At 71.5% G+C, this 26,816-nt stretch carries 25 protein-coding genes; 19 read left to right on the forward strand and 6 right to left on the reverse strand.

Annotation, left to right across the window (positions count from 1 at the left end; genetic code table 11):
• Nucleotides 1–23 precede the first annotated feature (23 nt).
• Complete coding sequence (map, locus tag ACFU5O_RS05580; RefSeq protein WP_384236756.1) at nucleotides 24–791, reverse strand: type I methionyl aminopeptidase; 768 nt, start codon at nucleotides 789–791, stop codon at nucleotides 24–26.
• A gap of 41 nt (nucleotides 792–832) precedes the next feature.
• Here map and ACFU5O_RS05585 point away from each other — a divergent pair, with 41 nt between their 5' ends.
• The 8 genes from ACFU5O_RS05585 (at nucleotide 833) to ACFU5O_RS05620 (ending at nucleotide 9,594) form a co-directional block, all read left to right on the forward strand.
• Nucleotides 833–1,084: a helix-turn-helix domain-containing protein gene (locus ACFU5O_RS05585; RefSeq protein WP_384236758.1), complete on the forward strand. Its 252-nt coding sequence runs from the start codon at nucleotides 833–835 to the stop codon at nucleotides 1,082–1,084.
• A 99-nt stretch (nucleotides 1,085–1,183) separates the two neighbouring features.
• Nucleotides 1,184–1,573, forward strand: a complete 390-nt coding sequence (locus tag ACFU5O_RS05590) for a PPOX class F420-dependent oxidoreductase (protein WP_384236760.1) — start codon at nucleotides 1,184–1,186, stop codon at nucleotides 1,571–1,573.
• Between the two features lie 94 nt (nucleotides 1,574–1,667).
• Complete coding sequence (locus ACFU5O_RS05595) at nucleotides 1,668–3,164, forward strand: UL36 very large tegument protein (RefSeq protein ID WP_384236762.1); 1,497 nt, start codon at nucleotides 1,668–1,670, stop codon at nucleotides 3,162–3,164.
• Between the two features lie 169 nt (nucleotides 3,165–3,333).
• Nucleotides 3,334–4,176 (forward strand): nitrilase-related carbon-nitrogen hydrolase, encoded by an 843-nt coding sequence (locus ACFU5O_RS05600; RefSeq protein WP_384236764.1) that lies wholly within the window; start codon nucleotides 3,334–3,336, stop codon nucleotides 4,174–4,176.
• Nucleotides 4,173–5,480, forward strand: a complete 1,308-nt coding sequence (locus tag ACFU5O_RS05605; protein WP_384236766.1) for an aspartate aminotransferase family protein — start codon at nucleotides 4,173–4,175, stop codon at nucleotides 5,478–5,480. Before ACFU5O_RS05600 ends, ACFU5O_RS05605 begins: the two co-directional genes overlap by 4 nt.
• A gap of 28 nt (nucleotides 5,481–5,508) precedes the next feature.
• Complete coding sequence (gene hydA / locus ACFU5O_RS05610) at nucleotides 5,509–6,912, forward strand: dihydropyrimidinase (protein ID WP_384236768.1); 1,404 nt, start codon at nucleotides 5,509–5,511, stop codon at nucleotides 6,910–6,912.
• Nucleotides 6,913–6,939: 27 nt separating this feature from the next.
• Nucleotides 6,940–7,941: a TIGR03842 family LLM class F420-dependent oxidoreductase gene (locus tag ACFU5O_RS05615; RefSeq protein WP_384236770.1), complete on the forward strand. Its 1,002-nt coding sequence runs from the start codon at nucleotides 6,940–6,942 to the stop codon at nucleotides 7,939–7,941.
• A gap of 33 nt (nucleotides 7,942–7,974) precedes the next feature.
• Nucleotides 7,975–9,594 carry an NCS1 family nucleobase:cation symporter-1 gene (locus tag ACFU5O_RS05620; RefSeq protein ID WP_384236772.1) on the forward strand — a complete coding sequence of 540 codons (1,620 nt, stop codon included), beginning with the start codon at nucleotides 7,975–7,977 and terminating at the stop codon, nucleotides 9,592–9,594.
• A 40-nt stretch (nucleotides 9,595–9,634) separates the two neighbouring features.
• On the opposite strand, the gene ACFU5O_RS05625 is transcribed toward ACFU5O_RS05620, so the two are convergent.
• Nucleotides 9,635–10,429 carry an SDR family NAD(P)-dependent oxidoreductase gene (locus ACFU5O_RS05625; RefSeq protein ID WP_384236774.1) on the reverse strand — a complete coding sequence of 265 codons (795 nt, stop codon included), beginning with the start codon at nucleotides 10,427–10,429 and terminating at the stop codon, nucleotides 9,635–9,637.
• 56 nt (nucleotides 10,430–10,485) lie between these two features.
• Between ACFU5O_RS05625 and ACFU5O_RS05630 the strand changes: the two genes are divergently transcribed.
• The 5 genes from ACFU5O_RS05630 to ACFU5O_RS05650 all read left to right on the forward strand — a co-directional run bounded on the left by ACFU5O_RS05630 (nucleotide 10,486) and on the right by ACFU5O_RS05650 (nucleotide 17,124).
• Complete coding sequence (locus ACFU5O_RS05630) at nucleotides 10,486–11,913, forward strand: amidase (protein ID WP_384236776.1); 1,428 nt, start codon at nucleotides 10,486–10,488, stop codon at nucleotides 11,911–11,913.
• Between the two features lie 5 nt (nucleotides 11,914–11,918).
• On the forward strand, nucleotides 11,919–12,512 hold the full coding sequence (locus ACFU5O_RS05635) for a TetR/AcrR family transcriptional regulator (RefSeq protein WP_384236777.1): 594 nt from the start codon (nucleotides 11,919–11,921) through the stop codon (nucleotides 12,510–12,512).
• 466 nt (nucleotides 12,513–12,978) lie between these two features.
• The gene (locus ACFU5O_RS05640; RefSeq protein WP_384236779.1) at nucleotides 12,979–14,229 is read left to right on the forward strand and encodes a serine hydrolase domain-containing protein; all 1,251 of its coding nucleotides are present in this window, start codon (nucleotides 12,979–12,981) and stop codon (nucleotides 14,227–14,229) included.
• A gap of 108 nt (nucleotides 14,230–14,337) precedes the next feature.
• Nucleotides 14,338–15,972 carry an FAD-binding oxidoreductase gene (locus ACFU5O_RS05645; protein ID WP_384236781.1) on the forward strand — a complete coding sequence of 545 codons (1,635 nt, stop codon included), beginning with the start codon at nucleotides 14,338–14,340 and terminating at the stop codon, nucleotides 15,970–15,972.
• Between the two features lie 294 nt (nucleotides 15,973–16,266).
• Complete coding sequence (locus ACFU5O_RS05650; RefSeq protein ID WP_384236782.1) at nucleotides 16,267–17,124, forward strand: inositol monophosphatase family protein; 858 nt, start codon at nucleotides 16,267–16,269, stop codon at nucleotides 17,122–17,124.
• A 101-nt stretch (nucleotides 17,125–17,225) separates the two neighbouring features.
• On the opposite strand, the gene ACFU5O_RS05655 is transcribed toward ACFU5O_RS05650, so the two are convergent.
• Nucleotides 17,226–18,032 carry a nucleotidyltransferase domain-containing protein gene (locus ACFU5O_RS05655; RefSeq protein ID WP_384236783.1) on the reverse strand — a complete coding sequence of 269 codons (807 nt, stop codon included), beginning with the start codon at nucleotides 18,030–18,032 and terminating at the stop codon, nucleotides 17,226–17,228.
• An 85-nt stretch (nucleotides 18,033–18,117) separates the two neighbouring features.
• Here ACFU5O_RS05655 and ACFU5O_RS05660 point away from each other — a divergent pair, with 85 nt between their 5' ends.
• From ACFU5O_RS05660 to ACFU5O_RS05670, 3 genes are all read left to right on the forward strand, one after another.
• Nucleotides 18,118–19,533: a phytoene desaturase family protein gene (locus ACFU5O_RS05660; protein ID WP_384236785.1), complete on the forward strand. Its 1,416-nt coding sequence runs from the start codon at nucleotides 18,118–18,120 to the stop codon at nucleotides 19,531–19,533.
• Nucleotides 19,534–19,585: 52 nt separating this feature from the next.
• Nucleotides 19,586–20,101 carry an O-acetyl-ADP-ribose deacetylase gene (locus ACFU5O_RS05665; protein WP_384236787.1) on the forward strand — a complete coding sequence of 172 codons (516 nt, stop codon included), beginning with the start codon at nucleotides 19,586–19,588 and terminating at the stop codon, nucleotides 20,099–20,101.
• Nucleotides 20,102–20,258: 157 nt separating this feature from the next.
• Entirely contained in the window at nucleotides 20,259–21,128 is an 870-nt protein-coding gene (locus ACFU5O_RS05670; RefSeq protein WP_384236789.1) for an enoyl-CoA hydratase/isomerase family protein, read from the forward strand.
• Between the two features lie 103 nt (nucleotides 21,129–21,231).
• Here the strand turns inward: ACFU5O_RS05670 and ACFU5O_RS05675 are convergent, their stop codons facing one another.
• Nucleotides 21,232–22,188 carry a GlxA family transcriptional regulator gene (locus ACFU5O_RS05675; protein ID WP_384236791.1) on the reverse strand — a complete coding sequence of 319 codons (957 nt, stop codon included), beginning with the start codon at nucleotides 22,186–22,188 and terminating at the stop codon, nucleotides 21,232–21,234.
• Nucleotides 22,189–22,394: 206 nt separating this feature from the next.
• Here ACFU5O_RS05675 and ACFU5O_RS05680 point away from each other — a divergent pair, with 206 nt between their 5' ends.
• On the forward strand, nucleotides 22,395–22,712 hold the full coding sequence (locus tag ACFU5O_RS05680; RefSeq protein ID WP_384236793.1) for a hypothetical protein: 318 nt from the start codon (nucleotides 22,395–22,397) through the stop codon (nucleotides 22,710–22,712).
• On the opposite strand, the gene ACFU5O_RS05685 is transcribed toward ACFU5O_RS05680, so the two are convergent.
• Nucleotides 22,676–22,933: a hypothetical protein gene (locus tag ACFU5O_RS05685; RefSeq protein ID WP_384236794.1), complete on the reverse strand. Its 258-nt coding sequence runs from the start codon at nucleotides 22,931–22,933 to the stop codon at nucleotides 22,676–22,678. The two genes, ACFU5O_RS05680 and ACFU5O_RS05685, sit on opposite strands and share 37 nt — an antisense overlap.
• 313 nt (nucleotides 22,934–23,246) lie before the next feature.
• On the opposite strand from ACFU5O_RS05685, the gene ACFU5O_RS05690 reads away from it, so the two are divergent.
• Nucleotides 23,247–24,722, forward strand: a complete 1,476-nt coding sequence (locus tag ACFU5O_RS05690; RefSeq protein ID WP_384237747.1) for an AlkA N-terminal domain-containing protein — start codon at nucleotides 23,247–23,249, stop codon at nucleotides 24,720–24,722.
• A gap of 10 nt (nucleotides 24,723–24,732) precedes the next feature.
• Nucleotides 24,733–25,227: a methylated-DNA--[protein]-cysteine S-methyltransferase gene (locus ACFU5O_RS05695; RefSeq protein WP_384236796.1), complete on the forward strand. Its 495-nt coding sequence runs from the start codon at nucleotides 24,733–24,735 to the stop codon at nucleotides 25,225–25,227.
• 570 nt (nucleotides 25,228–25,797) lie between these two features.
• Here the strand turns inward: ACFU5O_RS05695 and ACFU5O_RS05700 are convergent.
• Nucleotides 25,798–26,559 carry an NAD-dependent deacetylase gene (locus tag ACFU5O_RS05700; protein WP_384236797.1) on the reverse strand — a complete coding sequence of 254 codons (762 nt, stop codon included), beginning with the start codon at nucleotides 26,557–26,559 and terminating at the stop codon, nucleotides 25,798–25,800.
• Between the last annotated feature and the right edge of the window lie 257 nt (nucleotides 26,560–26,816).

A 26,816-nucleotide genomic window follows, 5' to 3' on the forward strand; every position in this document is an offset into this window, starting at 1 on the left:
ATCGCGTTCACGGAGCGGCGCGTTCAGGGTGCGGTGAGGATGCGAGGGCCCTCGTCCGTGATCGCCACCGTGTGTTCCGCGTGCGACGCACGGGAGCCGTCCGACGTACGGAGCGTCCAGCCGTCGCGTGCCGTGAAGTAACCGTCGCCACCGCCTCCGATGAGCATCGGTTCGATCGCGAGCACCATCCCGTGTCGTAGCGGCATGCCGCGGCCCGGGCGGCCCTCGTTGGGCACGCCCGGGTCCTCGTGCATCGTGCGGCCCACGCCGTGGCCGCCGTAGCCGGACGGGATGCCGTAGCCCGCGGAGCGGCACACCCGGCCGATCGCGTGCGCGATGTCCCCGATGCGGTTGCCGACGACCGCCGCGGCGATGCCCGCGTCGAGGGCCTCGTACGCCGTGTCGACGAGGCGGACGTCCTCGGGCGTGGGGCGGCCGACGGGGAAGCTGACGGCCGAGTCGCCGACCCATCCGTCCAGAACCGCGCCGCAGTCGACGCTGAGGAGGTCGCCGTCGCGCAGCCGGTAGCCGTCCGGGACGCCGTGCACGATCGCGTCGTTGACGGACGCGCAGATGACGGCGGGGAAGGGCGTGGGGGCCCATTCGGGGCGGTAGCCGAAGAACGGCGAGTCCGCGCCCGCCTCGCGCAGTACCGCGCGGGCGGTCTCGTCCAGGGCGCCGAGTGTGACACCCACGGCCGCCGCCTCCCGGACCGCGGCGAGGGTCCGGGCAACGACCCGGCCCGCAGCGCGCATGGCATCCAGGGCGGCATCTGTCTTGATCTCCACCATGCCAATTACTATACCGGTCGAAGCGGTATTAGAATGACGGCATGGTTCGAACCCCCCTGACCCCCGAAGAGCGCGAACGCGGCGAGCGGCTCGGCCGGTTGCTCCGCGAGGCGCGCGGCTCACGGAGCATGGTGGACGTCGCCGCGGCCGCCGGGCTCTCCGCGGAGACGCTGCGCAAGATCGAGACGGGGCGCGCCCCGACCCCCGCCTTCTTCACCGTCGCGGCGCTGGCCGGGACGCTCGGCCTCTCCATGGACGAACTCGTCACCCGCTGCGCGCTCGTGCCGGTGTAGTCGCCCGGCCGTGACGTGTGCGGCCGCGCTCTCGTCGTTCACCGCTCCCGGGGCTGCCTACGATTCCGGCGTGACGTGGCGAGGCGTAGTCTCGCGCCCGTGGACCTCAAGGAGCTCGACCGGGCGAAATACATCAGCCTCACCACCTTCCGGAAGGACGGGACGGGTGTCGCGACACCCGTGTGGTTCGCCGTCGACGGCGGGGAACTGTACGTCTGGACCCGCTCCGACTCATGGAAGGTCAAGCGGCTGCGCAGGGACAGCCGTGTCACCGTGACCGCGTGCGACGTGCGCGGCCGCGTCGCGGAGGGTGCGCCCTCTGTTGAGGGGGCGGCGCGACTGCTCGGCGACGCCGACATGAAGAAGGTTCGAAGGCTCCTTGCCCGCAAGTACACCTGGCAGTTCTGGCTCGTCGACCTGCCCGCCGCGGCCGTGAGGCTCGGCAAGCGCCCGCACACGGGCATCGCGGTGACGCTCCGGACACGTTGAGCTATCCGCTCCGTCCGCGAAAACTCCGCGTAGCCGTCCCGTAACACGACTGAGGTCGAATGCCTCCCAACCGGAGGCAAAGGGGCGGGCGGAGATGGTCGTGCATCAACTCCCCGTTGACGTAGGGGTGTTCGCGCAGTATCTGAGAGAACTGACCGAGCGTCTCGACCGGGACCGAGGCTGGTACGGAGTCTTCCGGCAGCGTGACCCCGACGGGCTGTTCGCCTGTCTCCAGGGCGCGGAGATCCCGCCCTGGGACGTGGTGGAGTCGCTGCTCCACGACCTCGCCGCGGGCCGGAGCGAGACCGCGCGAGCCCGTCTGCTCCACTCCGCCGCCGCGGTCGCGCACGACGGCCGACCGGGCGGTCGTCGGGCTCTTCAGGAACGCCTGGAGCTGATGCGCCGCGAACAGGTCTACGCGGCCGGCCGTGGCCAGGAGCTGCTGCAGCAGCTGACCGCCCTGCCCGAGGACACCCCTGAGTACCGGCGCCTGGCCGACGATCTGTCCTGGACCAACGACGACCACACCCGGGCGACCGCCCGCTGCGCCGAACTGGCCGCCCGCCTCGCCGCCCTGCCGCCGGACACGGGGACGTCCGGGTCCGGGCGGGCCCGGGTCGCGGACGCCCCGTGGCATCCGCCGTCCGTCCCCGCACCGGCGGACGGCGCGGGCCGACCGGCCCCGGCCCCGGCGGAGCGGATGGATCCGGCGGCCGCCCCTCAGGCCGGGCCCGAACCGGCGCTGACGGAAGGGTGGTTCCGTCCGGAGGCGGACGAGGGCGTGGCCGACCGCGAGCCTGCGGCGGGGCCGGCGGCGAGGGCCGAGGACTCTCCGCCGTCCCGCAGGGGCCGGGCGGCCCGATCGGGCGGGAAGCGGCGGTCGCGGGGTGCCCGCTACGCGTGGGCCGACACCGGGGTGGACGACGCCGTCGGCGTACCCGTGCTCCCCGTCGGTGACGCAGGCCCGCGCGGGGCGCGCTTCGGCCGCGCCGGGGCGGGTGCCGGCACGGGTGACGGGTCCCCGCCGTCCGCGCCCGCGCGGCAGGCCGAAGAGGACGCGCAGGCGGAGCGCGCCGCCGTCGAGACCGTCGCCACGCTCGGGAGGCTGCGCGCCGAGGGGCACAGCGGCGAGGCGCACGCGGTGCTGTGCGAGGCTGCCCTGCGTCCCGCGGCCTGGCTGCCGGTGCTGGCGGCGGAGCTCCACCGCGCCGGTCTCGGTGCCGACTGGGCGACTCTGCTCTGGGAAGCCGCCTCGCTGCCGCCGGGACAGCTCGCCGCCGCCGCGGGTGCACTCGCGGCGGCCGGCCGTACCGACGACTGCGGGCATCTGCTGCGTCAGGGCGTCGCGCGCCCCGCCGCAGAGATCGCGGACGCCGTGCTGGCGCTCGACGAGGCGGGCGGCCGGAGCGAGTCCAGCGCGCTGCTCACCGCGTTCGTGCAGGTCCGCACCGCAGAGGAGGCTGCGCGCATCGCCGCCCCTGACCCGCGAAGGCTCGTCCCGCAACTGCTCTCCGCGGCCCGCGCCGCGTCACGCGAGCGGGAGCGCGACCTGGTCCATGCCCTGCGTGTTGCGGGGTTCATCAGCGGTTGAAAAAGTACGGTATACGCTGTTTGTCGACCGCTAGGGTGCGAAACATGATCGACACTGCGGGTTGACGACGATGGTCTTGCCCCAGTGTGTGACGGGGCTTACGTTCTCCTCCTACGCATCGTGTCTACGTGCGTAGAGGCTCTCTGACGTCCTGTCGAAGGAGCAGCTCATGACCAATGTCGTACGCGCCGCACTCGTCCAGGCGACCTGGACCGGCGACACCGAGTCGATGATCGCCAAGCACGAGGAGCACGCCCGCGAGGCGGCCAGGCAGGGCGCGAAGGTCATCGGATTCCAGGAAGTCTTCAACGCCCCGTACTTCTGCCAGGTCCAGGACCCGGAGCACTACCGCTGGGCCGAGCCGGTCCCGGACGGTCCCACGGTCCTGCGGATGCGGGAGCTCGCCCGCGAGACCGGCATGGTGATCGTCGTCCCCGTCTTCGAGGTCGAGGGCTCGGGCTTCTACTACAACACCGCGGCGGTCATCGACGCCGACGGCACCTTTCTCGGCAAGTACCGCAAGCACCACATCCCGCAGGTGAAGGGGTTCTGGGAGAAGTTCTACTTCAAGCCGGGCAACCTCGGCTGGCCCGTCTTCGACACCGCCGTCGGCAAGGTCGGCGTCTACATCTGCTACGACCGCCACTTCCCGGAGGGCTGGCGTCAACTCGGGCTCAACGGAGCACAGTTGGTCTACAACCCGTCGGCCACCCACCGCGGGCTCTCCTCCTACCTCTGGCAGCTGGAGCAGCCCGCCGCCGCCGTCGCCAACGAGTACTTCATCGCCGCGATCAACCGCGTCGGCCAGGAGGAGTACGGCGACAACGACTTCTACGGCACCAGCTACTTCGTCGACCCGCGCGGCCAGTTCGTCGGCGACCTCGCCAGTGACAAGCAGGAGGAACTGATCGTCAGGGACCTCGACTTCGACCTCATCGACGAGGTCCGGCAGCAGTGGGCGTTCTACCGCGACCGCAGGCCCGACGCCTACGACGGGCTGGTGCGGCCATGAATCCCTTCCCTCCCTCGGATGCGCACCAGGCACTGCACGACCGGCACCGGTCCGTCATTCCCGACTGGGTGGCCCTCTACTACCGCAAGCCCATCGAGATCACCCACGGCGAGGGACGGTACGTCTGGGACGCGGACGGCAACCGCTACCTCGACTTCTTCGGCGGCATCCTCACCACCATGACCGCCCACGCCCTCCCCGAGGTCACCAAGGCGGTGAGCGAGCAGGCCGGGCGGATCATCCACAACTCCACGCTGTATCTCAACCGCCCCATGGTCGAGCTCGCCGAGCGCGTCGCGGCGCTCTCCGGCATTCCCGACGCACGGGTCTTCTTCACCACCTCGGGCACCGAGGCCAACGACACGGCCCTGCTGCTGGCCACGACGTACCGCAGGTCCGGCCAGATCCTCGCGATGCGCAACAGCTACCACGGCCGCTCGTTCTCGGCCGTCTCCATCACCGGCAACCGCGCCTGGTCGCCGACCGGCCTCTCCCCGGTGCAGACGCTGTACGTGCACGGCGGCGTCCGCAGCCGGGGGCCGTACGCCCAGCTCTCGGACGCCCAGTTCATCGAGGCCTGCGTCGCCGACCTGGAGGATCTGCTCGGCCACACCCATGACGTCGCCGCGCTGATCGCCGAGCCCATCCAGGGAGTCGGTGGCTTCACGTCGCCGCCGGACGGGCTGTACGCCGCGTTCCGTGAAGTCCTCGACCGGCACGGCATCCTGTGGATCTCCGACGAGGTGCAGACCGGCTGGGGCAGGACCGGCGACCACTTCTGGGGCTGGCAGGCCCACGCCGAGAACGGTCCGCCGGACATCCTCACCTTCGCCAAGGGCATCGGCAACGGCATGTCCATCGGCGGTGTCGTCGCCCGGGCCGAGGTCATGAACTGCATCGACGCCAACTCGATCTCCACCTTCGGCGGTTCTCCCGTCACGATGGCTGCAGGCCTCGCCAACCTCTCGTACCTCCTCGAGCACGATCTTCAGGGCAACGCCCGGCGGGTCGGCGGCCTGCTGATGGAGAGGCTCCGTGCGATCGGCGCCTCGGTCCCCGCCGTCCGGGAGGTACGCGGCCGGGGGCTGATGGCCGGCGTGGAGCTCGTCGAACCCGGTACGGACGAGGCGAACCCGGAGGCCGCCGCGACCGTACTCGAAGCGGCCCGCGAAGGCGGGCTGCTCATCGGCAAGGGCGGTGCGCACAACACCAGCGTGCTGCGGATCGCGCCGCCGCTGTCCCTGACCGTCGCCGAGGCGGAGGAAGGGGCATCGATCCTCGAACGGGCCCTGCGCAGCCTCTAGTTCACCGAAGCGAGGAGACCGCGAAACCATGAGCAACCGCACCCTGATCCGGGGCGGACTCGTCATCACCGCCACCGACGAGACCCACGCCGACGTACTGATCGAGGACGGCCGGATCGCCGCGCTCGCCACGCACGGAACCACCGTCGCCGAGAGCTGGACCGCCGATCGCACCATCGACGCCACCGGGAAATACGTGATCCCGGGCGGTGTCGACGCCCACACCCATATGGAGCTGCCGTTCGGCGGCACCTTCGCCTCCGACACCTTCGAGACCGGCACCCGCGCCGCCGCCTGGGGCGGCACCACCACCATCGTGGACTTCGCGGTGCAGTCGGTCGGACAGGGCCTGCGCGAGGGGCTCGACGCCTGGTACGCCAAGGCCGACGGCAACTGCGCCATCGACTACGGCTTCCACATGATCCTCTCCGACGTCAACGAGTCGTCGCTCAAGGAGATGGACCTACTGGTCGAGGAGGGCGTCACCTCCTTCAAGCTCTTCATGGCCTACCCCGGCGTCTTCTACAGCGACGACGGACAGATCCTGCGCGCCATGCAGCGGGGCACCGCCAACGGCGGACTGATCATGATGCACGCCGAGAACGGCATCGCGATCGACGTCCTCGTCGAGCAGGCCCTGGCCCGTGGCGAGACCGACCCCCGGTTCCACGGCGAGGTCAGGAAGGCGCTGCTGGAGGCAGAGGCCACGCACCGCGCCATCCAGCTCGCCCGCGTTGCCGGGGCGCCGCTCTACGTCGTCCATGTGTCGGCCGAGGAGGCCGTCGCCGAGCTCATCGCGGCCCGTGACAAGGGGCTCAACGTCTTCGGCGAGACCTGCCCGCAGTATCTGTTCCTGTCCACCGACAATCTCGCAGAGCCTGACTTCGAGGGCGCCAAGTACGTGTGCAGTACGCCGCTGAGGCCGAAGGAGCACCAGGCGGCTCTCTGGCGCGGGCTGCGCACCAACGACCTCCAGGTCGTCTCCACCGACCACTGCCCTTTCTGCTTCGTCGGCCAGAAGGAGCTGGGCCGGGGCGACTTCTCCAAGATCCCGAACGGAATGCCCGGCGTGGAGCACCGGATGGACCTGCTCCATCAGGCGGTGCTCGACGGGCACATCTCGCGCCGGCGCTGGATCGAGATCGCCTGTGCGGCCCCCGCGCGGATGTTCGGCCTCTACCCGAAGAAGGGCACGATCGCGCCCGGCGCCGACGCGGACGTCGTCATCTACGACCCGCACACCGAGCAGACCATCTCGGCCGAGACCCACCACATGAACGTCGACTACTCGGCGTACGAGGGGAAGCGGGTCACCGGCCAGGTGGAGACCGTGCTCTCGCGCGGCCGGACCGTCATCGACCGAAGGGCGTTCACGGGCCGGGCCGGCCACGGTGTGTACACCCCCCGGTCCGCCTGTCAGTACCTGAACTAGTCAGCACACCGACCGGGAGGTCGCCCCGTGGACTTCGGACTCGTCCTGCAGACCGATCCGCCCGCATCGGAAGTCGTCGGCCTCATGCGCCGCGCGGAGCGCAACGGCTTCCGCTACGGCTGGACCTTCGACTCGGCGGTGCTCTGGCAGGAACCATTCGTCATCTACAGCCAGATCCTCGAACACACACAGAAGATGCACGTCGGCCCCATGGTGACCAACCCCGGGACGAGGACCTGGGAAGTCACCGCCTCCACCTTCGCCACGCTCAACGACATGTACGGCAACCGCACCGTCTGCGGAATCGGACGCGGTGACTCCGCGATGCGCGTCGCCGGCCGCAGACCCAACACCCTGGCGCGGCTGGGGGAGGCGATCCCCGTCATCCGCGACCTCGCCGAGGGCCGGGAGGCCGTCGTCGACGGCCAGACGCTGCGGCTGCCCTGGGTGCGGGACGGAAAGCTCCCGGTATGGATGGCGGCGTACGGTCCGAAGGCGCTGGCGCTGGCAGGGGAGAAGGCCGACGGATTCATCCTGCAGCTCGCGGACCCCTACCTCACCGAGTGGATGGTGAAGGCCGTGCGCCAGGCGGCGGCGGACGCCGGGCGCGACCCGGACGCGGTCACGATCTGTGTCGCGGCCCCCGCGTACGTCAGCGACGATCTGGCGCATGCACGCGAGCAGTGCCGCTGGTTCGGCGGAATGGTCGGCAACCATGTCGCGGATCTCGTCGCCCGCTACGGCGAGCACTCGGACATGGTGCCGGAGGCGCTGACCGCGTACATCAAGGAGCGGCACGGCTACGACTACAGCCACCACGGACGCACGGGCAATCCGTCCACGGACTTCGTGCCCGACGAGATCGTGGACCGGTTCTGTCTGCTCGGGCCCGCCTCCGCGCACATCGAGAAGCTGGAGGCGCTGCGCGACCTCGGTGTGGACCAGTTCGCGGTCTACAACATGCACGACGCCAAGGAAGCGACGATCGACGCGTACGGCGCGGAGATCATCCCGGCACTCAACCGCTGAACGGCACCCGACCTCTGCTGAAGGGTCCAGGCCATGACCGCGACCGTTCCCCCGGCCCCCTCGTCCCCCGACTCCGAACAGATCACCGATGCCCAGGGCCGGGTGGAGCTCGCCCCCGGCGCGGTCCCCGCCGAGGGCCTCTTCGTCAACGGCGATCTGCTGCCCGTGCCCGTCGCCGGGCGGCACTGGACGACCTACAACTTCGCCGCCCTCTGGGTCGGCATGGCTCACAACATCCCGTCGTGGCTGCTCGCGTCGGGCCTCGTCGCGATCGGCATGGACTGGAAACAGGCCGTTTTCACGATCGCGCTCGCCAATGTGATCGTGCTGGTGCCGATGCTGCTCACCGGCCACGCCGGCCCCAAGTACGGCATCCCCTTCCCGGTGCTCGCGCGCGCCTCCTTCGGACTGCGCGGGGCCAATCTCCCGGCGCTCATCAGGGCCGGGGTCGCCTGTGCCTGGTTCGGCATCCAGACCTGGATCGGCGGGCAGGGCATCTTCATCCTGCTCGGCAAGATCTTCGGCGGCTGGACACGGGCGGCCGAGATCGCCGGCCAGCCCTGGACGCTCTGGCTCTGCTTCGTCATCTTCTGGGTGCTCGAACTGGCCATCATCTACCGCGGGATGGAGACCCTGCGGCGGTTCGAGAACTGGGCGGCACCGTTCGTCATCGTCGGCGCGCTCGTGCTGCTGGTGTGGATCGCGATCAAGGCCGGCGGTTTCGGCCCGCTTCTCGACCAGCCCTCCAAGCTCGGCTGGGGACCCGAGTTCTGGGAGGTCTTCTTCCCCTCCCTCATGGCGATGATCGCCTTCTGGTCCACGCTCTCGCTCAACATCCCGGACTTCACCCGTTTCGGTGCCGGCCAGCGCGCCCAGGTCTGGGGCCAGACGCTGGGACTGCCGACGACCATGACGCTGTTCGCCCTGCTGTCCGTGTTCGTCACCTCCGGCTCCCAGGCGGTGTACGGGGCGCCGATCTGGGACCCGGTCCAGCTCGCCGCCAAGACGGACAACGTCTTCGGCCTGCTCTTCGCCCTGGTGACCGTACTGATCGCGACGATCTCGGTGAACATCGCGGCGAACGTCGTCTCACCCGCGTACGACCTGTCGAACCTGGCCCCGCGCTTCATCAACTTCCGTACGGGAGCGCTGATCACGGGCATCGTCGGCGTCCTCATCATGCCGTGGAAGCTCACCGCGACGCCCGAGCTCTACATCTTCACCTGGCTCGGTCTGGTCGGCGGCCTCCTCGGTACGGTCGCGGGCATCCTCATCGCCGACTACTGGATCATCCGCCGCACCCGTCTGAGCCTGGCGGACCTCTACCGCCCCGGCGGTCGCTACTGGTACTCGTCCGGCTGGAACTGGCGGGCCGTCCTGGCCTTCGTGGTGGGCGGAGTCCTGGCGGTGGGCGGCTCGCACTCCCAGGAGGGCAAGGGACCCTTCCCGGAGGAGGGCCTCATCCCCTTCCTTAAACCGCTCGCGGACTACGGCTGGGCGGTGGGCCTGGCGGCATCGATGCTGCTGTACACGCTGCTGATGCTGCCCGAGCGTGACAGACACACACGGGACGGACACTCACGCGACGGACATCCACGCGACGGACACCCATGGGACGGACACCCACCCGCCAAGACATCTGACGGGCCGTGACCAGGGCCCCGCGGCAGGCTGCCGCGGGGCCCACCTCCGCTCAGCGGCTGTCGCGCTGGGCGTCGACGACGCGGCGGAGCGTACGGTCGGCACCGCCCGCGCGGCGCTGGACCCGCTCGGAGAAGCCCGGGAACTGGCCGCCGATCGCGGTGAGCACCTTCATCTCCAACGGCGCGATGTTGACTTCGGCACGGTTCTGTTCGACGGCGCGGACGACGCCCGCAACGACCTGGCGCGGCGAGACCGTGCGCAGGCCGGCCGGGGGCTCGGCACCCGTCTCGGCGAACATGCCCGCGTCCCGGACGAACCCGGGCTGCACGATCGAGACGCCCACCCCGTGCTCGTACAGGTCCTGACGCAGCCCGAGCACGAAGCCACGCAGGCCGAACTTGGTGGCGTTGTACAGCGCCGAGTGCTTCGTCGCCGTCTTGCCGGACATCGACCCGACGAAGGCCAGATGGCCGCGCCGCGCCTCGACCATGGCAGGGCCGAGCAGGCGGGCCAGCATGGCCGGGGCCCGGAGGTTGACCGCCAGGGCGCGGTCGACCTGGTCCGGGGTGTAGTCGAGGAGCTCGCCGCTGGAGGGCAGGGCGGCGTTGGCTATCAGGATCTCGGTGCCGGCGGCCTCGCGGGCCAGGCGCTCGACGTCGCCCGGGTCGGCCAGATCGGCGACGATCCCCCGGGCGCCGTAGCGCGCCATCAGCGGTTCCAGGGCCTCGGCCCGCCTCCCCGTGAGGATCAACTTCGCGCCACGCGCGGCGAGTTCGGCGGCCAGGGCGGTGCCGATACCGCCGGTGACACCGGTGAGCAGAACAGTTGATCCGGTGATGCGCATCTGGTTACCCTCCAGTTCTGTTCGTTCGAACGAACGATAGGGAGCGCTGGGTGGCCATGTCTACAACCGATTTCGCGGGACTCGTCGAGCAGGCAAGGAAGTTGCGGGAGGGCCGGACCACCGCGACAGAGCTCGTCACGGCGTCGCTCGAGCGCATCGAGGCCAGCCGGCCCGTGCTCAACGCCTTCCGCCACGTGCGGGCAGAGGCCGCGCTGGCCGAGGCCCAGGACGCCGACCGCCGGCTGGAGGCGGGGGAGCGGCTGCCCCTGCTCGGCGTACCCATGGCCGTGAAGGACGACACCGACGTGGCGGGGCTGCCCACCCTGTTCGGCTGCCAGGGGGAGCTCGCGCCCGCCCGCGCCGACGGTGAGGTGGTACGCCGGCTGCGTGCGGCCGGTGCCGTCATCGTCGGCAAGACCAACTCCTGCGAACTGGGCCAGTGGGCGTTCACCGAGGGCCCCGCCTTCGGCGCCACCCGGAACCCGTGGTCCACGGACCACACCCCGGGCGGGTCCTCCGGGGGATCCGCCGCCGCGGTCGCCGCAGGGCTCGTTCCCGCCGCCCTCGGCTCGGACGGCGCCGGCTCCATCCGGATCCCCGCCGCGTGGACCCACCTCGTCGGCATCAAACCGCAGCGCGGCCGGGTCTCGGTCCACCCTCACACCGACGCCTTCCAGGGCCTCACCGTCAACGGGCCGCTCGCCCGTACGGTCGCCGATGCCGCGCTGCTGCTCGACGTCGTCCAGGGCTCCCATCCCGAGGACCTGCACCGGCCTGACGCCATCGACGCCTCGGCCGCCGCGCGCCGCGATCCCGGCACCCTCCGGATCGCGCTGGCCTGGCGCCCTCCGCTGACCCTCACCGGCACCAAGCCCCATCCGGGCATCCGCCGGGCCGTGAACGAGATCGCCGAGGCCCTCGCCCGCCTCGGCCACCACGTCGAGGAGGCCCGGCCCCGCTACGGGCTGATCGGCCTCGGCTTCGTCCCCCGCGGCACCGCGGGAATCGCCGAACTCGCCGCCCTGCACCCCGAGCCCGAACTCCTCGACCCCCGCACCCGTACGGCCCTGCGCAACGGGCGCCTCCTCGGCGGCCGGGTCGTGCGCGCCGCCCGCGCCCGCGAGGCCCGCCAGCACCAGCGGATCGGCTCCCTGTTCGACTCGTACGACGTCATCCTCACCCCGACCACCGCTGCGCCGCCGCCGCGCATCGGCACCTTCGACGGCCTCAGCGCCTGGCGCACCAATGCCGTGATGGCCGCGGCCTGCCCCTACGCCTGGCCCTGGAACGTCCTCGGCTGGCCGGGCGTGAGCGTCCCCGCCGGATTCACGGCCGACGGTCTGCCCGTCGGCGCGCAGCTGCTGGGGCCGGCAGGCGGTGAGGAGCGGCTCATCTCGCTGGCCGCCCAACTGGAGGAGGACCGGCGCTGGCACGAGCGTTACCCCGACCCCTTGATCACCTGGAGCGCGCCGGTGGAACAATGACCCGCATGTCCAGCGAGTCCGCCGCCCTGGCCCCGCAGCCCAGGCAGTCCATACCTTCGACGAGGCAGCGCATCATCGGTGCCGTCCTGCGCATCATCGGCCAGGACGGCATCGCCGCGGTCACCAACCGGCGGATCGCGAAGGAGGCGGAGGTATCGCTCGGTTCGGTCACGTACCACTTCACCAGCCAGCACGAGCTGCTGCGTGAGTCGATGCTGTACTTCGTGCACGAGGAGACGCGCCGGCTGACGGAACTCGCCGACGCGGGCCAGGCCGAGGGCGTCGACATCGACGGCGCGGCCGCCCTCGCCGCCCAGGCGGGCGGCACGGCGTTCGACAGCGAACACATCGCCCCGTTCGAGCTGTACGTCCAGGCCGGGCGCGACGAGCGGCTGCGCGAGGCCGCCGCCGAGTGCTTCACGGCCTACGACCGTCTTGCCGCGCAGATCCTCACGGCCCTCGGCGTCCCGGACGCCGACCGCCTCGCGGCGACCACCGTCGCCCTCGTCACCGGCCTCCAGCTCCGCCGCCTGGCCACGGGTTCCCCGGCGGAGGACCTCACGGACGCACTGCTGCTTCTGGTGCGCGGGGCGCACTGACCGCCCCGCTCGCGAGGGGGCTCTGCCCACGGCGTCGCACGAAGCGCCGGTGGCCCCTACCGCGCGTCCGGCTCGGTTCGCGCAGCGCGTGTCCTGCTCCGGCCACCCGGTCGGCGGCAACGGCGCGTCGGTACGAGGCGGCCGTCCAGCGCCACCGCGCGAGCCCATACGGCGGGCATGACGACGCAGGTGGGGCCGCCCCCGGTTTGCGCGGCCCCGCCCGGCCGTCCGCGGCGCCGAGCAGTCCCGGCCGCCATGCCCCGCCGTGTCGTCCGAACGGCCGACAGGGGCGTGCGTAGCCCGCCCCGCCACGCTGCCGAACGGGTCAGTGCCGGGCCCGGTCTTGCCATCGGACGCCCAGGCGGGACGTACGTTGTGACCGGCACGCCCCGGATCAGCGCCCCGACGGGTGTCCGCGTGCCGTCGCACCGACCGCACGGCCGAAAGAGGCACTGGGATGTTGCGCATGCGTGGGTGGCGTCCGGGCAGGGCCAGGACACACGGCAGGATCGCGGCGGCACTCGCGACCGCGGGGCTGCTGGCCGTCACGGCATGTACCGGTGCTCCGGCCTCGGGCGCGCCGTCGGCGGCCGACCCGACGCCCTCTCCCGGCGTCTCTGTCCGCGCGCCGAATTCCGCTGTGGCGGCACAGCTCGACATGGCCGTCGCGGGGGTGATGCGCCAGGCGGGCGTGCCCGGCGTGATCGTGGGGCTGTGGATTCCGGGAAAGGGCAGTTATGTCCGTTCCTTCGGCATCGCCGACAAGAGCAGCGGCACTGCCATGTCGGAGGCGATGCGGATGCGCATCGGCAGCGTGACGAAGACCTTCACCGTCACCGCGCTCCTGCGGCTCGTGGACGCGGGGAAGGTCGGTCTCGACGACCCCGTCTCCGACTACGTGAAGGACGTCCCGAACGGCGAACGGATCACCCTGCGCCAACTGGCAGAGATGCGCAGCGGACTGTACCCCTACACGGATGACCCGGATTTCGACAAGGACTTCCTCTCCGACCCCGACCGGGTGTTCACACCACAACAGTTGCTCGCGTACTCCTTCAAGCATCCGGTCGGCTTCCCGCCGGGGCAGAAGTTCCAGTACTCCAACACGAACCTGATCCTGCTCGGCCTGGTGGTGGAGAAGGCGAGCGGCCAGAGCCTGCGCGACTACCTGAGGGAGCAGGTGCTCGAGCCGGGGCACCTGGACCACACGCTCTTCCCCGCAGGGGCCGAGTTCCCTGAGCCGCATGCGCAGGGCTACACCGAGCAGACACCCGACGGCGAGGAAGCGAACGCGACGAACTGGGACCCGTCCTGGGCCTGGGCCGCCGGGGCGATGATCTCGGACCTGTCCGACCTCCGGGCCTGGGCGCGCATCCTCGCGATGGGCACGCTGCTCGAGCCCGCCACCCAGGCACAGCGGCTGAAGATGCTCCCGACCGGCTTCCCGGGGACCGCGTACGGCCTGGGCATCTTCGTCAGTCACGGCTGGATCGGACACAACGGTTCACTGCCCGGCTACCAGACCGTGGCTGTCTACCTGCCCTCGGCGAAGGCGACCCTGGTGGTGCTCAGCAACACCGACAACAACTACCAGGGCAACGAGAACAGCACACTCTTCGCGAAGGCCGTCACCAGCATCGTGACCCCCGGCAACGTCTACGACGTGCCTCCCACGCAGACCGCTCCGGGGTCCCCCTCGGCTTCCCCGTCGGGCTGACGGCGCCCCGGTGGGCGGTCCGTGGCCGGTGCCCGCCTCCTGCAGGCAACCGCCACCGCCTCTTCGACATCCTCCCCACCGGATGCCGAACGAGGGCGAGGACGGTCGATGAGCGAGACGGCGCGGCGGGGCAACGGGACAGCTGCGGGCGCGGGTGCGGAGACGGGGGCCACGGAGGGCCGCCGGTTCACGCGTCGCGGACTGCTGGGCGCGGGAGTTGCCGTGGGTGCGGGGGTGACCGCCGGCACCTGGGCGGTGGCCGCCTCCGCCGCACAGACGCCCGCCGTGACGACAGGCCGGGCGTCCCGTCCGCCCCGGGCCGGAGACTGGTCGGCTCTGGCCGGAGAGTTGGACGGAACGCTCGTCCGGCCCGGCAACCGCGACTACGACGTGGCACGCAAGCTGTTCAACCCCCGCTTCGACGGGCTGCGGCCGGCCGGGATCGCGTACTGCGCACGGCCCGAGGACGTCCGCAGCTGCCTGGAGTTCGCCCGCAGGCACCAGGTGCCCGTCGCGGTGCGCAGCGGCGGTCACTCGTACGCCGGCTGGTCCTCCGGGTCCGGCCTGATCGTCGATGTGCAGAAGATGGCCTCCGTCGCGCTCTCCGGCAGCACCGCGACCGTCGGCGCCGGAGCCAAACTGATAGACGTCTACGACCGGCTGACGGCCCGAGGGCGAACCGTACCCGCCGGGTCCTGTCCCACCGTGGGCATCTCCGGACTGGCCCTCGGCGGAGGCATAGGCGTGGTCAGCCGTGCCTACGGGCTGACGAGCGACAGCGTCGTCGGTGCCCGCATCGTCACCGCCGACTGCCGGATACGTGACGTCGACGCCCGGCACGACCCCGACCTGTTCTGGGCCCTGCGAGGCGGCGGCAACGCCCAGTTCGGCGTCGTCACCGAGCTGCGGCTGCGCACCCACGCGGCGCCGCAGTGCACGACGTTCTTCCTCAGCTGGCCATGGTCCCTGGCCGCGGCGGTGGTGCGCGAGTGGCAGCGCTGGGCGCCCACCGCGCCCGACGAGATCTGGGCCAATCTGCACCTGTCCGCTCCGGCGGGTGGACGGCCGGGATCGGTCCGTGTCGGCGGCCTGACGCTCGGCCGCCGCGGGGACCTCGAGAACCGTCTCGACCGCCTGGCCGACGCCATCGGCGCGCCCGCACGATCGGTGTCCGTGCGCACCAGGCCGTTCATGGACGCGATGAAGGTGATGGGCGGTGTCTCGGGCTTCACCATCGCCCAGTCCCACCAGCAGGGAAGCCTGCCCGGCCGTACTCCCCAGGGCCGGGTGGCGCGCGAATCGTACGCGGCGCGCTCGGACTTCTACACCCGACGCATTCCGGCCGACGGGATCAAGGCCCTGCTCGCCCGGGTGGAACGGCTGGCCGGCCTCCGGGGAGGCGGCGCGGGAAGCGTCGCCCTCGACGCGCTGGGCGGGACGGTGGGCCGGATCCGGGCGGCCGACACGGCGTTCGTCCACCGGGACGCGTTGTTCCTGGCCCAGTACATAGTCTCGTGGCCGGACAACGCGTCCGCGACCACCGTGGCCCGGCACCAGGCCTGGCTCGACGGTACGCACACCGCGATGCGGCCCTGGGCGAGCGGCCAGGCGTACCAGAACTACACCGACCCCCAACTGCGCGACTGGCGCCGGGCGTACTACGGGGCGAACGCCGAACGTCTCGCCCGCGTGAAGGCCGCCTACGACCCGGGGCGCCTCTTCCGCCACCCCCAGGCCTTCTGACCTCGGTGAGCACGCCGCGGACGGCCCTGGAAGCCGGTGACCGTGCCGCGTCGGCGGGGCCGGGACGTCACGGTGGGAGAGGCATGGCCGCAGGGTGGCTGCGCGGGGTCGCAAGGGACCCGGTGCCCTTGTGCCGTCGGCCGCGGCGAACCCGCCCGGCATGCGGGGTTATGCGGCAGGCCGTTGGGTGGACACCTGGCGTTCACCGTGATGTGGCCTGAGGTACGCCCTGGGTCCACCGCCTCTTTGCCGGGTGTCGGCGGGGATGTCAGCGCGGCGTGCTTTCCTGGACGCATGACCGAAGAGTTTCTGTCCGGGACGACAGGGAACCCCTGGGCGTCCGGCAACCTTGCCCTGGTCGAGGAGGCGGTCCGCAAGGCGGCCGCCACCGAGATCATGCCGCGCTTCCGGCAGCTCGCCGCGCACGAGATCGTCGAGAAGAACGGCCCTCACGACCTGGTGACGGTCGCCGACCGCTGCGCCGAGGAGCATCTGACGGCGTCCCTGACCGCACTGCTGCCGGGCTCGGTCGTGGTGGGCGAGGAGGCGGTCCACGCCGACCCGGCGGTGTACGAGGAGTTGCAGGGCGACGCACCGGTGTGGATCGTCGACCCGGTCGACGGCACCCGGCAGTTCGTCCACGGCGACCCCGGCTTCTGCACGCTGGTCGCGCTGGCCCGGCGGGGCGAGGTGCTGGCGTCCTGGACGTACGCACCGGCACTGGACGAGATGGCCGTCGCGGTGCGCGGCCATGGGGCGCGGGTGGACGGGGCCCCGATACGTGCCGGCTCGCCCGAGCCGGGAGCGGTCCTCGAAGTGGCCATGTCCCACCCGGACTTCACCACCCCCGAACAGAAGCAGGCGCTCCTCGCGCTGGACACCGAGGGTGTCCACGGCCGTCCGTGCGGCTCAGCCGGCCTCGAGTACCTCGCGGTCGCCCGCGGTGAGCTCGACGGAGTCGCCTTCTCCTGGGAGAACGCCTGGGACCACGCGGCGGGCCTCCTTCTCGTCGCCGAGGCGGGTGGCACCGATCTCACCCTCACAGGGGAGCGCTTCCGTGTCACGGGAGCCAACGCGCTGCCGTTCACCGCGGCACGTGACGAGGCGACGGCCCGTCGCCTCCACAGGCTTCTGGCGTCGCGGCGGGGGTGACCGGCGGGCCGGGCCGCCTGCCGGTGCGCCGGTCGGGCACAGGGCCCGTGTCGGACGATGCGGCCCGGAGAACGCCCGTCCGAACGGGACCCGCTCAGGTCTCACCCCTCCGCCTGGACGAGCCTTGCCCTGGTCTCACGCACCAGTTCGGCCGCCGCGGCGACGGCGTCGGCATCCAGCGCGCGCAGTGCCGCGGCCACCCGGGGGGCGAAGTCAGCAGGGGCGGAAGGCAACGACGAGGCGGCCGTCAGCGCGCCCTTCTCGTTGACGAGCCACATGCCGTGGTGGGCGTGGAGTGACTGCGCGAGGACGCCGAAGGCGCGGGAGAGACACAGGGAGACATGAAGGGCATCCCCTGAGCCGACGGACTTCGCCGCCGCTGCCACCGAGAAGTCCGCCTCCCATGCTGCTTCGGTCAGCGCCCGCCGCAGTGGCTCCGGATACGTCGCCGTCCGCGCGCGCAGGGCGGTCAGCTCGCCCGACGGATCGGCGAGGACACGGCACAGGGCGACCTCGCCCGCGTAGGCGGGGGACCAGAAACCCAGCGGGTGGCCCGCCTGGACGCCCACCTCGTAGCGGCCCTCGCGGCAGTCCGCCCATACGGACTCCACACGGTCCAGATCCCGCAGGATCCAGTCCACCGCGACCCCGTCCACCGACAGCCAGGCCCCGCCGTTCACCCACGGCCCCCAGCCGCCCGGTCCGGCGACTTCCACCCGGGAGCCCGCCACCTCGGCGGCGAGTGCGGTCAGGCCCGCCACGTCCAGCCGGCCTCGGTAGTAGATGCCCAGGTCCCAGTCGGAGTCCGGCCGGTGCGCGCCGCGCGCCCGGCTGCCGCCCAGGGCCACGGCGCACACGCCCCGTACCCGCACCAGCCGCGCCGCCATCGCTTCGACCATGTCGATCATCGCGGTGGACCCTACCCCCGGCGGAGTGTCCCTGCCGCCGAATATGCTGGACGCCTTGGCCATCGGCTGACGAAGGAGTCCGAAGGTGCCGTCGATGCTCGATGCCGTCGTCGTGGGTGCGGGACCCAACGGACTGACCGCAGCTGCCGAGTTGGCCCGCCGGGGCTTCTCGGTCGCGGTGTTCGAGGCCCTGGACACCGTCGGCGGCGGCGCCAGGACCGAGGAGCTCACCCTCCCCGGCTTCCGGCACGACCCCTGTTCCGCCGTGCATCCGCTGGGCGCGGGCTCCCCGGCCTTCAAGGCCATGCCCCTCGCGCGGTACGGGCTGGAGTGGCTGCACGCCCCGCTTCCCATGGCGCACCCGTTCGACGACGGGACCGCCGCGGTGCTCTCCCGCTCGGTCCCGGAGACCGCCGCCTCCTTCGGGCCCCGGGACGCCGGTGCGTACCGCCGCCTGGTCGCCCCGTACCTCGGCAAGTGGGACACCCTCGCGCGGGACTTCATGTCCCTCCCGCTCACCGCGCTGCCCCGTGACCCGGTCACGCTCGCCCGCTTCGGTCTCGACGGGCTCCCGCCCTCCACCTGGCTGCTGCGGCGTTTCCGCGACGACCGGGCCCGCGCGCTGTTCGCCGGGCTCGTCGCCCACGTCATCGCGCCGCTCCACGGCATCGGCACGGGAGCCGTCGGACTGGTCTTCGCGCTCGCCGCGCACGCCGGCGGCTGGCCGATGCCGCGTGGCGGCTCCCAGTCCGTCTCGGACGCCCTCGCCGCGTATGTGAGGGATCTCGGCGGCGCCATTCACACCGGCGCAGAGATCAAGCGCCTCGACGATCTGCCGCCCGCCCGGGCCTATGTCTTCGACACGTCCCCGACCGCGCTGGCCCGGATCGCGGGCCTGGGCCGGGTGTACGACGGTTACCGCTACGGCGCGGGGGTCTTCAAGATCGACTACGCCCTGGACGGCCCCGTCCCCTGGACCGCCGAAGCGCCGCGCCGTGCCGGAACCGTCCAGATCGGGCCGAGCACCCGCGAGATCAGCGCTGCCCTCGACCAGGCGTCCGGCGGACGTGCCCCCGAGACTCCCTTCCTGATCACCGCCCAGCCGAGCCTCGTCGACCCGTCCCGTGCCCCCGAGGGGAAGCATGTCTTCTGGGCGTACGGCCATGTTCCGCACGGCTGGGACGGAGACCTCACCGACACGATCGAGCGGCAGATCGAGCGTTTCGCCCCCGGCTTCCGCGACCGTGTGCTCGCCCGCGCCACCGCCGGCCCGCCCCAACTGGCCGCGCGCAACGCCAACTACGTGGGCGGGGACATCGCCTGTGGCGCCGCGAGCGGCCTCCAGCTGCTGCTGCGGCCCAAGCTGTCCCTCTTCCCCTACTCGACCCCGCACCCGGCGGTCTTCCTCTGCTCGTCGGCGACGCCGCCGGGCCCGGGCGTGCACGGCATGTCGGGGCACAACGCCGCGAAGGCGGTCTGGCGGCATCTGCGCGCGCGGTGATCGACGGTGTGCATGATCGGCGCCGCGACACGCCGCGCGCGATGATGGGTTCATGAGCAGCCTCACCATCACCCTCGTGCGCGGCGACATCACCGAACAGCACACCGACGTCATCGTCAACGCCGCGAACTCCTCGCTCCTCGGCGGTGGCGGTGTGGACGGCGCGATCCACCGGCGCGGCGGGCCCGAGATCCTCGAGGACTGCCGCAAACTGCGTGCCTCCCAGTTCGGCAGAGGCCTGCCGACCGGGAAGGCCGTCGCCACCACGGCGGGAAAGCTGCACGCCCAGTGGGTCGTCCACACCGTGGGTCCGGTGTTCAGCCGCGAGGAGGACCGTTCGCAGCTGCTCGCCTCGTGCTACCGCGAGTCCCTGCGGGTGGCCGGCGAGCTGGGCGCGCGGACGGTGGCCTTCCCCGCGATCTCCACCGGTATCTACGGCTGGCCCATGGACGACGGAGCCCGCATCGCGGTCGAGACGGTGCGGGACGCGCAGACGTCGGTGGAAGAGGTGCGGTTCGTCCTCTTCGACGAGCAGGCGTACGCGGCGTTCGCCGCGCGCGTGCGCTGACCGCGGCCTCGGGCCTGCGGACGCGAAGCCGTGGCTGCGGCGATGCCGTGATCGGCATGGTGTGCGTCACACCTTCTTGCCTCTGACGTCAACGTCAGCTTCTAGCGTGATCGATGGAGGGCCTGCGGGCCGGAGAATCCACCGAGAGAAGGACGAGATGTCGTCGTACGAGGAATACACCAGTCTGCGCGTGACGATCGACGCGGGCGTGGCTCATGTCACGCTCGACAACCCGCCGGTCAACATGCTCGACACGGCACTCATCAACGAGCTGCACGACTTCGCCGGGGCTGTCCGCGGGGACGAGCAGGTGCGCGTGATCGTGGTGCAGAGCGCCGACCCGGACTTCTTCGCCGCCCACGTCGACCTGGGCTTCATGCTCAAGCCGGAGACCTTCGCAGAGCTGGCCAACCCGAACGCCGGCACGGGCGGCGACGAGTCGCTCCTCAATCCCATGCAGAAGCTGATGCTGCGCTTCCGCACGCTGCCGCAGGTGACGATCGCCAAGCTCGCCGGGCGCCTTCGGGGCGGGGGCAACGAGCTGGCGATGGCACTCGACATGCGCTTCGCCGCCCAGGGGCGGACATGGCTCGCCCAGCCCGAGACCCGGTTGGGCATCATCCCCGGCGGCGGCGGCACCCAGCTGCTGCCCCCGCTGGTGGGGCGCGCCAGGGCTCTGGAAGTGATCCTCGGCGGGAACCTGTTCGACGCGGAGGTGGCCGAGCTCTACGGCTGGATCAACCGCGCTCTCCCTGCCGAGGAACTCGACGGCTTCGTCGACGCACTCGCCCGGCGCATCGCGGCGCTGCGCCCGGAACAGATCGCCGCGGCCAAGGCGGCGGTCGGGGCCGCGTCGACCGGCGGCGGGCACCTGCTGGAGGGGCTCGGCGAGGAGAGCAAGGCACTGGGCGGGGTGTACCCGGCTCCGGACGCGGTGGTCGAGCGCATGCGCGCCGCCGTGGAGGCCGGCGCACAGACCCGCGAAGGCGAACTCGACCTGGAGGCTTCGCTGGACCGCGTTCCCTAGCTGCAGCTGCTGGTGGTGGTCCGTCCCAGGGCGTTCGGCCATCGGCTGCACCGACGTCATCACCGGAGAGCCTCCGAACCCCGGCATCGCGCAGCAGGCTGGTCTACACGCTCGTGCGCTGACCGCGGAAGGAGGCGCGGTAGCCGTGCGGCGTGGTTCCGGTCACTCGCCTGAAGCGCTCGCGGAACGCGGTGGGCGAGCCGAACCCGGCCTGGTCCGCCACGCGTTCGACCGGGTCGTCGGTGGTCTCCAGCAGGTACTGGGCCCGGCGGACCCGTGCGCGCAGCAGCCACTGCAGGGGCGTGGTGCCGGTCTGTTCGTGGAACCGCCTGCTGAAGGTCCGCTCGCTCAGCCCGGATCGGGCCGCCATGGTCTCCAAGGAAAGGTCCTGGCCCAGGTGTTCCTCGATCCATGTGAGAACTGGTTCGATCACCGAACCCTGAGGCACCGGGGGCTGCTGGTGGACGATGAACTGGGCCTGACCGCCTTCCCGCTCCAACGGCATCACCATCAGGCGGGCGGCGTCGGCCGCCACGGCAGAGCCCAGGTCCTGCCGGATCATGTGCAAGCACAGATCCAGGCCCGCCGACGCCCCTGCCGACGTCAGCAGCCGGCCGTTGTCGACGTACAGCACGTCCGGACGGATCTCCACCTTCGGGTAGAGCTCCGCGAGCGGACCGGTGGCCAGCCAGTGCGTGGTCGCGGCGAGACCGTCGAGGAGCCCCGCCTGGGCCAGGGTGAACGCTCCCGAGCAGATCGAGGCGATCCGGGTCCCCCGCGCCGCCGCTGCCCGCAACGCCTCCATGGCCTCCTCGGCGGGCGGGCTGGTGTAGTCGGCGCGGCCGGGCACGATGATCGTGTCCGCGTCGGCCAGTGCCTCCAGGCCCCAGGGTGCCCGCACGACGTACGTGCCGCTGTCCACGTCCGGTGTCACTCCGCAGACCCGCACCTGGTACGGCCGTCGGCCGTCCGGCAGCCGGACGCATCCGAAAACCTCGACCGGCACCGCAAGGTCGAACGCCAGCACCCGGTCCAACGCGAGAACTGCCACGGTGTGCATGGCATCAACGATAGACAGAATTCAGCCAATGCCAATACTTCGAGCAAAAGCCCCAAAGGCGAGATCTTTCCACGTCAGGCGTGTGGCGGGAATCCGTTGCTGTTTGTCGATCCAGCCCCTTTGCCGCATTTCGGCCAGTCACTAGCGTGAGCGCCACGGGCCCCAAGAGCGAAGGACGACCTTCTGCCGCCGAAGGGAGCGGTCTCTTGTTCATCGATCATCTGTGGATGGTGGGGTTTCGCCTCTGCACCGGTACGGATCGGACCGTCAGGCACTTCTACGTCGTCCGGGACGCCAAGGACGAACACGACGCCCGGCAGCTTGCGACACGGCTGGCCGATTCCCTCCCGGAGCGGGAAGCGCGCGAGTACGCGCCGCTCGACGAGACCTGGACCGAGGTCCTCCTCCTCCACCGCGACGCCCTGGGGAACTGGCGCCCGTCGGCCCACCGCCCCAGGGCCGGTGCCCATCCTCCCCTCCGGCGTGGTCAGGTGTCTTGGGGATCCAGCTCGAAGACGAAATAGATGCTCAGGCAGTAGGGCTCGTCCTCGTCGTGAAAGAAATCCCACGACACGTCCGACAGGCGGATCCTTTGTTCCCGCACCCACTCATGGGCTTTCTTGAAGGCTTCCGCGGCAGTTGTGGCGAGGAACAGCTTCCTGGCCATGGGATGCACCCCGGTCTCGGCGTCCGAGTCGTCGAAACCCTCTGGAACATCCAGGCAGAAGTTGGGATCGAGCTCCATGGAGTGCGCCCTTTCCAGTCGCTTGCCGGTGTCGATCGACAGAGGTTCCCCTCTGAACGCGACGCCTGGTAAGACCGCCGCACACCTGGAGGGGTTGCTTCTGCCGACCATGAGGCGAGGTGACGCAGCCGATGAAACGGCCCGCGATGATCCGAACGACAGTGCCCCCGCGTTGGGGCCTGCGAGTGCGTTCGCGCGGCGTCGTTCCGTGGCCACTCCAATTCGAGGCGGCCCAGGCAGCGGAAGGCTGATGTCGCATTTTCGCCAGCATCGGCGTGCTCGGGTGCCCGATGCTTGAGCCATGCATTCCGCCATGCACACCGACACCGAGCGCTGCGTACGGGCCGTCCGGTCGAAGGACGCCCGGTTCGACGGCTGGTTCTTCACCGCGGTCCTGACGACCGGGATCTACTGCCGCCCCAGCTGTCCGGTCGTGCCGCCGAAGGCCGAGAACATGACCTTCTACCCCAGCGCGGCCGCCTGCCAGCAGGCCGGATTCCGGGCGTGCAAGCGCTGCCGGCCCGACACCAGTCCCGGTTCCCCGGAGTGGAACTCCCGCGCCGACGCCGTCGCCCGCGCCATGCGGCTCATCCAGGAAGGGGTCGTCGACCGCGAGGGCGTTCCCGGGCTGGCCGCCCGACTCGGCTACTCCACGCGTCAGATCGAGCGCCAACTGCTCGCCGAGGTCGGGGCAGGACCGCTCGCGCTGGCCCGTGCGCAGCGCGCCCAGACAGCGCGGCTCCTCATCGAGACGACGGCGCTCCCCTTGGCAGAGGTCGCCTTCGCCGCCGGTTTCTCCTCCATCCGTACCTTCAACGACACCGTCCGCGAGGTCTTCGCACTCTCCCCGAGCGAGCTGCGGACCCGGGCCCGGCGGCACGGCACCGAGCTCCCGGCGCCCCCCGGCGTCATCGCGCTGCGCCTCCCGTACCGGGCGCCGCTCAACCCCGACAATCTCTTCGGGCACCTCGCCGCGACCGCCGTTCCCGGGGTGGAGGAGTGGCGGGACGGCGCCTACCGCCGCACGCTCACGCTTCCGCACGGCCACGGCATCGTCTCCCTGGCACCCCGGGCCGACCACATCGCCTGCAGGCTCTCCCTCACCGACCCGCGCGATCTCACCTTCGCCATCAGCCTCTGCCGCCGCATGCTCGACCTCGACGCGGATCCGGTCGCCGTCGACGAGTCGTTGCGTGGCGACCCCCTGCTCGCGCCGCTCGTCGACAAGGCACCGGGCAGGCGGGTGCCGCGTACGGCCGACGCGGCCGAGTTCGCCGTACGCGCCGTACTCGGCCAGCAGGTTTCCACCGCCGCGGCACGCACCCACGCCGCTCGGCTCGTCAACGCCCACGGCACCCCGATCGACGATCCCGAGGGCGGTCTCACACACCTCTTCCCCGGCCCTGAGGCGCTGGCCGGACTCGATCCGGAGACCCTCGCCTTTCCCGGCAGCCGACGCACCACGCTCACCACGCTGATCGGCGCCCTCGCCGACGGCAGCCTGCGGCTCGGCGCCGACAGCGACTGGGACGAGGCCCGTGCCCGGCTCGCGGAGCTCCCCGGGTTCGGCCCCTGGACCGTCGAGGTCATCGCGATGCGCGCGCTCGGCGACCCCGACGCCTTCCTCCCCACCGACCTCGGCGTCCGCCACGCCGCCCGGCACCTCGGCCTCCCCTCGACCCCTGCGGCGCTCACCACCCGCGCCGCGGCCTGGCGGCCCTGGCGTGCCTACGCCGTCCAGTACCTCTGGGCCACCGGCGACCACCCCATCAACCGTCTCCCCGTCTGAGGACAGGACCATGACCAGAACGCACACCGTCGTCGACAGCCCGTACGGCCCGCTCACCCTCGTGGCCACGGACTCGGTCCTGAGCGGCCTCTACATGACCGAGCAGCGCCACCGACCCGCCGAAGAGACCTTCGGGGACCCCGGTCCCCGCGGCTTCGGCGAAGCGATCCGCCAGCTCGACGCGTACTTCGCCGGTGAGCTGAAAGACTTCGACCTGCCGCTGCACCTGGCCGGAACAACGTTCCAGCGCAGCGTCTGGGAGCGCCTGTGCCTGATCCCGTACGGCGAGACACGCACCTATGGCGACCTTGCCGATGCCCTCGGCAAGCCCGGCGCCTCCCGCGCGGTCGGCCTCGCCAACGGCAAGAACCCGATCGGGATCATCGTGCCGTGCCACCGGGTGATCGGCTCCTCCGGCAGCCTCACCGGTTACGGCGGCGGCCTCGACCGCAAGCAGAGGCTGCTGGCCTTCGAGAACGGCACGCCGGAGGACGCGCTGTTCTAGGGCCTCTCGCCCGGATCTTGCCGGGTTCGCGTGCCCTGGTGCCGGGCCTCGCTGCGTTGTCGTCGGTCGCCGACGTTCCCTTGGCCACCGCTGGGAGGTGCCCCCACCGCGTGGGCTCCTTCCTCGGCCGAGCGGTGCGCGCCGCCGGACCCCGCTCTTCGATCCGCCCTGATCCAAACGAAAGACCTTGGGCCGCGTCCACGAGTCCCTCCCGGCCCGCGACTGCTCCGGAGCCGTGCCTGGGAGGAGCCCCCGGGCAGCCTGACCCGTGGCCTTCGGGCATGGGAGGGGCCCGGCGAAGCCAGGGGGGAGCGCCCCCTCGCCGTGCTGTCGGGCTCGTCCGAGGCGTCCGGTACGAGCACGGTCGCTCAGCCTCCGGCCGGGCGGTCCGCCACCGCCTCGCGATCTCCCCTGTCGCCCTTCGAGCACGGGTGAGGGTCCCGTCGGCGAAGCCAGCGGAAGTGCCCCCAGCACCGGACGCCGCAGGCCCTGCCTTTCGGGCGGACGGCGCTACTTCGCGGACAGGACCAGGGACCTGGCCCTTCCGGCGCCTTACCCGAAGCGCTTCGGTCAGGCCGGATCCTGGCCCGCCGCAACTCCGCGGCCCTCTTCGGTGAGCCGCTCCAGCAGCGCCGGCAGCGCCGTGCCGATCGGGTCGCGGATGATCTCCGCGGCGAGGTCGTCGTAAGGCGTCGGCTCGGCGTTCACCACGATGAGCCGAGCGCCGTTGTCCGCGGCGATTCCCGCCAGTGACGCCGCGGGCTGCACCTGAAGGCTGGAGCCGACAGCGATGAAGACCTCGCACGCCTTGGCGATGCCCATCGCCTCGCCCAGCACCACTGGGTCGAGGCGTTGCCCGAACATCACCGTCGCCGACTTGAGAATCCCGCCGCAGACCTGGCACGGAGGGTCTTCCTCGCCGCCCGCGACCCGCACGAGCGCATCCGCCATCGGCGCGCGCACATGACAGCGCGTGCACTCCACCTGCCGTGCGGTGCCGTGCAGTTCGATGACCTTGCGCTCGGGCAGGCCGGCCTGCTGGTGCAGCCCGTCGACGTTCTGCGTGATCACCCGCACCGCGACGCCGTTGCGCGCACGCTCCAGCTCGGCCACCGCCCGGTGCGCCGCGTTCGGCTCGGCCCGCAGCGTGGGGCTGTCCTTCCGCATACGCCAGGAGCGGCGGCGGATCTCCGGATCGGCCATGTAGTAGTCGTACGTGACGAGCTTCTCGGCCTGCGGATCGCGTCGCCACAGACCGTTGGGACCGCGGTAGTCGGGAATGCCGGAGTCGGTGGAGATACCGGCGCCGCTGAGGATCGCGACGAGAGTCATGTCGCGAGCGTACGCACCACCGCGGTGCGGCGGCGAGCCGATTACTCGAGCCTGCCCGCACGGGCCCGCGCCACAGCGCGGGCGCGGTCACACACGAACAGACCGTACTCGGTGAGCCTCTGCAACCCCGGCAGCGCGGCGAGCCGCTGTCCAGCAGCCCGGCCCGACGGCACGACGGGCGGACGGGCCGGCGGGCACCAGGCTGACCACACGGGAGACGGTGCCGACGACCAGCCCGGTGGCGACCACGCACACGG

This window comes from Streptomyces sp. NPDC057445 (assembly GCF_042802855.1).
GTDB lineage: Bacteria > Actinomycetota > Actinomycetes > Streptomycetales > Streptomycetaceae > Streptomyces.